Origin of the sequence: uncultured Planktosalinus sp., assembly GCF_963973675.1 — a bacterium.
Taxonomy (GTDB): Bacteria; Bacteroidota; Bacteroidia; order Flavobacteriales; family Flavobacteriaceae; genus Planktosalinus.
On record NZ_CAXBAN010000195.1, the window covers coordinates 1 to 4926 of the forward strand.

At 29.1% G+C, this 4926-nt stretch carries 4 protein-coding genes and 1 pseudogene; all 5 read right to left on the reverse strand.

Features of this window, described 5'->3' with window-relative positions; translation table 11 throughout:
* The coding region (locus tag AACY61_RS08615) for a hypothetical protein (RefSeq protein WP_339611171.1) at positions 1-871 on the reverse strand (871 nt) is incomplete at its 3' end.
* Between the two features lie 6 nt (positions 872-877).
* Entirely contained in the window at positions 878-1843 is a 966-nt protein-coding gene (locus AACY61_RS08620; protein ID WP_339611172.1) for an EpsG family protein, read from the reverse strand.
* Between the two features lie 94 nt (positions 1844-1937).
* The gene (locus AACY61_RS08625) at positions 1938-3146 is read right to left on the reverse strand and encodes a glycosyltransferase (RefSeq protein WP_339611173.1); all 1209 of its coding nucleotides are present in this window, start codon (positions 3144-3146) and stop codon (positions 1938-1940) included.
* Complete coding sequence (locus AACY61_RS08630) at positions 3127-4443, reverse strand: hypothetical protein (protein ID WP_339611174.1); 1317 nt, start codon at positions 4441-4443, stop codon at positions 3127-3129. The genes AACY61_RS08625 and AACY61_RS08630 overlap by 20 nt, the downstream gene beginning before the upstream one ends.
* Positions 4444-4458: 15 nt before the next feature.
* Positions 4459-4926, reverse strand: a pseudogene (locus AACY61_RS08635) (hypothetical protein); the annotation flags it as partial.

The following is a 4926-nucleotide window of genomic DNA, read 5'->3' on the forward strand; positions in this document are numbered from 1 at the left end:
GTGCTTGAGTGCTTAAACCTATATGACATTTAGAAACATAATCAACATACTCATCACCATTTTTTATACCATCAAAAATCACTTTACATTCATGTATTTGATTGCTTATTGCAATTTTTTCTTTTAACTCATTGATATTTTTTAAATTACCAAAGCCGATAATATGTATTATATAGTCTTTTGATAAGTGCCGTGCACTTTCAATTGCATTAAAAGCTCCTGCTTTATGAAGATCAATGATACCTGCATACACGATATGAATTTTATCATTATAAGGTGAATACCGATTTCCTTCCGGTCGATAGTTTCCATAGTTAATTAAAAAGGGTTTATTATCATCAATCTTAGACTTCAACATTTCTGTTGAAATAATATAAGCACTTGACACTTGAATTATCTTATTTTCAATATTTTTATAATGATGTGAGAGTTCTGACACATCTTGATAAATTTCGTTTAACTCTAATATTACTTCAAACTTTTTAATTTTTTTAGCTAGATAAATAGGGTAAATTGCCATTATAGAGTGGTAAACTATAACTTTTTCTTTTTTCTTGGCGTTTATAAGTAAATAAGAAAACAACCATAACCAGGATAAAAATATTCTGAACCGCTTTAAAATTAAGTTCTCAGCACCAAATGTGGGCCCTACTTTTAGCACCACATTTTCAAAAACTTTACAGGTTCGAGAGCGAAAATAACCTGTTTTTGTTGAACTCCAAGATGGTGATACAATTTCAACAATATAACCAGAATCTACCAATGCACCGGCTATATAGTTCATTTTATTTACAGCTGCAATGCTTCTAACTCTTTTTTCATTATCAAATAACTCAATATCATAAAACCCTATATATTTTATTTTTTCCATTTAATATTATTCCCAGTAAAACATATATAGATTAATAGAGCTGTTAATTGTGGTTATATAATAAAAAGTAAAACAAGCCACTACTATTATAAATGCAATACTATTTCTGGATTTTTTAATCTTAACAGCACTTATTATATCAGGTAATAAAAGTGTTACAAAAATAAAATAATAATAGCCTGCCCTCATTGCTACCTGAGATTCACTGGCTGCAATTTGTATAAAAGCAGCCATTAATATGTAATTGGTTGCTGCATTAAATGTCAAAGAGGATTTACTTTGTTTATTTTTGACAAATACAGCAACCGTGTATATAAAAAACATAAACAATAGCATTGTGTATGAATCAGTTGCAACCATCAGTTCTGAGTTACCATACTTATCAAATGCAACTAATACAAAACTTTTCAAAAGGGTTTCTCTAACTAAAAATGCACCTATAAACAGTATTAAAACAATAAAATAATGTTTTTTCCTTAATACTAAAAAGTACAAGGGATATGCTGCTAAAAACACAAGTGCCGAGGTATGAAAACTACTAGCAAACAACACCAATAACAAAAAATATAACCATTTTTGTTTTTTGATATATTCAAAACTGAGAAAAACAATCGCAATTGCTATAGATTGTCTTAAGCCTGTAAATGTAAAATTAAAAATGATAAGTGATAATAAAGCAATTAATGATACAAATATGTTTTTTGAATTTTTATAAATAACATACCCGATGGGTATAAATATGGTTGCAGATATTATTGTCAAATAAATTTGTGGATCTTTAGTAAAGACTGCTATTAACTTGTTATAATATAAGAAGCCCATTTCTAGCGATGAAAACTCTGATGCAAAATCAATAATACTTTCACCTCTTGACAGTCTTTCAAAAAAATATAAATAAGCAACTACATCAGTTCCAACCGTCCATTTTCTTAATGATTGTAATAAAATGACTGACAGGATTGAAAAAAACACAAAAAATATTTTCTTTTTTTTTGTAGGTCTTATGGTTAAAGTTAAGCCCCCTAAAATTGTTATAAATAAGAAAAGATAAATGTATTGTTCCATTTTAATTTCTTAGGGATTTATAAACAGCTAAATATTTATGATACATCCTTTCTCTTGAATAATCTTGAGCAGCAATAGTATGTAATTCATTGAATTCACTTTTTTCCTTTTCTAACCATTTAAGTAATGATGCTTTTAAAGATTTTACATCTCCATAAGCTATAAATTCACTAAAATCATTCAACGCTATTTGTTCAGGGGCTCCTGCTTTAAAACCAACAACCGGTGTTCCACAAGCTAGGGATTCTACGCAAACCATTGAGAACGTCTCGCGCTTACTTGTAAGTAACGTAATATCTGCCATTGAATAATAAGTGGCTAATTCTATCTGATCCTTAGTATGCTTCACGCCAATGACATTATCCGGAAGAACTGATGCATCACCATCAAAACCAACCGCTATGAATTTAATATTCAAGTTAGCCATTTGTTTAGCCAGTTCCATTACAAAATGCCCCCCTTTTGAAGGCGATGAAAAGGATGGCGAAACATGTAAGACAATCTTTTCAGTTGTTAATTTGTGTTTTTCTTTAAGTTCTTGAAAAGGCTTAGGATAAAAGACATTCTCAGTGTCTATTCCATTTCCAATAACACAAAATTCTTTACCCATTAAAATTGGAGAACGTTTTGCACGAGATTCCAGCCAGTCTGAAACAGCTATAATTTTTAAATAATCAAAGGCTTCAAAAGCTTGTTTCATGAAGCTCCATTGTTTTGATGTTCTGTCAAAAAATAATGAATGCGAAGCATCCTTTAATTGTGGGCAGTTTCCACAACCAGTTTTCCATTTTTCACAATCGTAAGAATGACCACAGCCACCAGTGTACATTGTTTCTGAATGAAGTGTGATAACTGTGGGTATTTTATTTTTTTTTAAAAAATGTAATAGCTTATAAACGTTTACAAAATAACCATTTAACATATGTAAATGCACAACATCAGGTTTTTCTTTGCGGATAACAGCCAATAAATACCTTGTGGCAAAATAGGAAAATTTATATGAGTATCCTGTGATGCGTTCTAAAAGTGCGTGTAATTTTGCTTCGACCTCTGTTGAAATTTTATAGATGTTTTTTTCTATATATTTGGTTTTACGACCATAACAAACCACTGACTTATATCCATCGTTAAGCAACATTGTATGGATATCATCCACAATTTTTCCCGTACTCCCCCTTCTGAAAACAACATTAATTTGTAATACTTTCATTTTCTGTGCTTTTGCTTACTTTACAAACAGATCTTATAATTTCTTCAAATTTCTGGGCATTCTTTTCTTTGTTATGCCGTTCTTCAACTAATTCTTCGGCATTATCCAAAAATTTTTTACGAGCTTCTTCACTGCCTACTAACTTATTTAAAACTTCTTTAAGTTCATCTTTATTTGTGGCCACCCACGCAGCTTGATTCTTTATAAGGTAGTCAACACAAGCAATTTCTTTGGGACCATACATCAAAAAGCACTTGCCTGATGATAAAAGGTCTGCGATTTTAGTTGAAAAACCGTGCTTAATATCCCATTTTGTAAATTCTGAAAAACCTTCAACATGCAACACAATATCACTTTCTTGTATGACTTCTTTCACCTTCTCATAACTCACAGCACCACAAAAATTAATGCCATTTTCAGTTATAAAATGTTTTTTTGCTTCCTGAGGCAAAAAACCACTGTAAACTTCAATCTCAAGACTAGAATCAATTGTTTTTAAAGCTTTTCCAATTTCAATTAAGGATTTCCATCTTTCGTGCCCTAAGTTACCGGTATAACTAATTTTAAGTTTACTCTTTGATTTTGATGCAATACTTTTTTCTAAATTACTAGAGGTTAGTATTACAGATGAAGGCCTTTGGATTTGCTTCGTCATGTTTTCCATTAAGAAATCATTACTATAAATAATATGACTGGCATTTTTAAAACAATTTTTAACTATTTTTTTATAATACAATGAATAAATATGATACAATGGAGAAATCGTATTTCTTTTCTTTAAAAAATAATCTTCGCTATTATAAATTATATAAGGAATTTCTTTAAAATCAGAAACCCAGAGTGTCATTTTGTATAAAAAAGCATAATCCCCTGGCTGAAGTAAAACTATATCCGGTTCTATAGAGTCTATCCAATTCAAAAGATTTTTATTATTCCATTTTGAGTCCCATAAACCTTCCCTAGCTAAATATAAAAAGGATGAAAAGTATTTTTTTAATTTTGAATAATTCCAATTTTTTCTATCCTTTAAATCAGAATATTTTGCTTTAATGTTTTCATTTTTGATTTCGCCAACATAATGCTTATTAAAAAGAAAATTTTTGATTAAATCAGAATCAGAAATTCTAAAATAATTAAAGCAATATTTAAAATCTGGCAATTCGTTATTTACATAAAACTGAGAAATTTTTTCGGTATTCCAGCTGGAAACTAGACTAGCTAATGTTCTTCCATTAGCAGATGATTCTGAAAGAGCATTGTGACTAATTATTAATATTTTAGGAAATTTAATTGACATTTAAATAATTACTTTTTATTCTTTAAAAGACTTTCTAGTTTTATAACCATTTATCCCTTTTAAAAGATTTTTAAAAATATTTAAAGGTCCTATCTCAGACTGATTTCTAAACCTAAATAAAACATAAAAAATTAATAAGTATTTAAAATATGGGTAACTTGCTGCTAACCAAGCCCCTTTGTTGTAAAAATAATTCTTATTAAAACCTTTAAACCAACTTGAACTGTTGTTAACATTGAGTCTACCTATTTCCTCAGGTACAAAATATATCTTTAAGCCCTTTTTTAAGCAAGACATTAAAAATAAATTTTCTTCCCCTGAAGAATAAACTGCTCCAGAACCAAACGATTCATTAAAGTAAATTTTTTTCTCTTTAATAATTTTTGTTTTAAATGTAATCTCAACTGAACTTACTTTAGATATATTTAAAAAGTTTAATTTTTTAATTTTTGTTCCATATCTTTTTCCAGGGTAATTGAATTT

Bases quoted from the DNA above. Each gene is read 5' to 3' on its own strand.
- AACY61_RS08625 (WP_339611173.1), bottom strand. From the start codon at position 3,146: ATGAAAGTATTACAAATTAATGTTGTTTTCAGAAGGGGGAGTACGGGA.
- AACY61_RS08630 (WP_339611174.1), bottom strand. From the start codon at position 4,443: ATGTCAATTAAATTTCCTAAAATATTAATAATTAGTCACAATGCTCTT.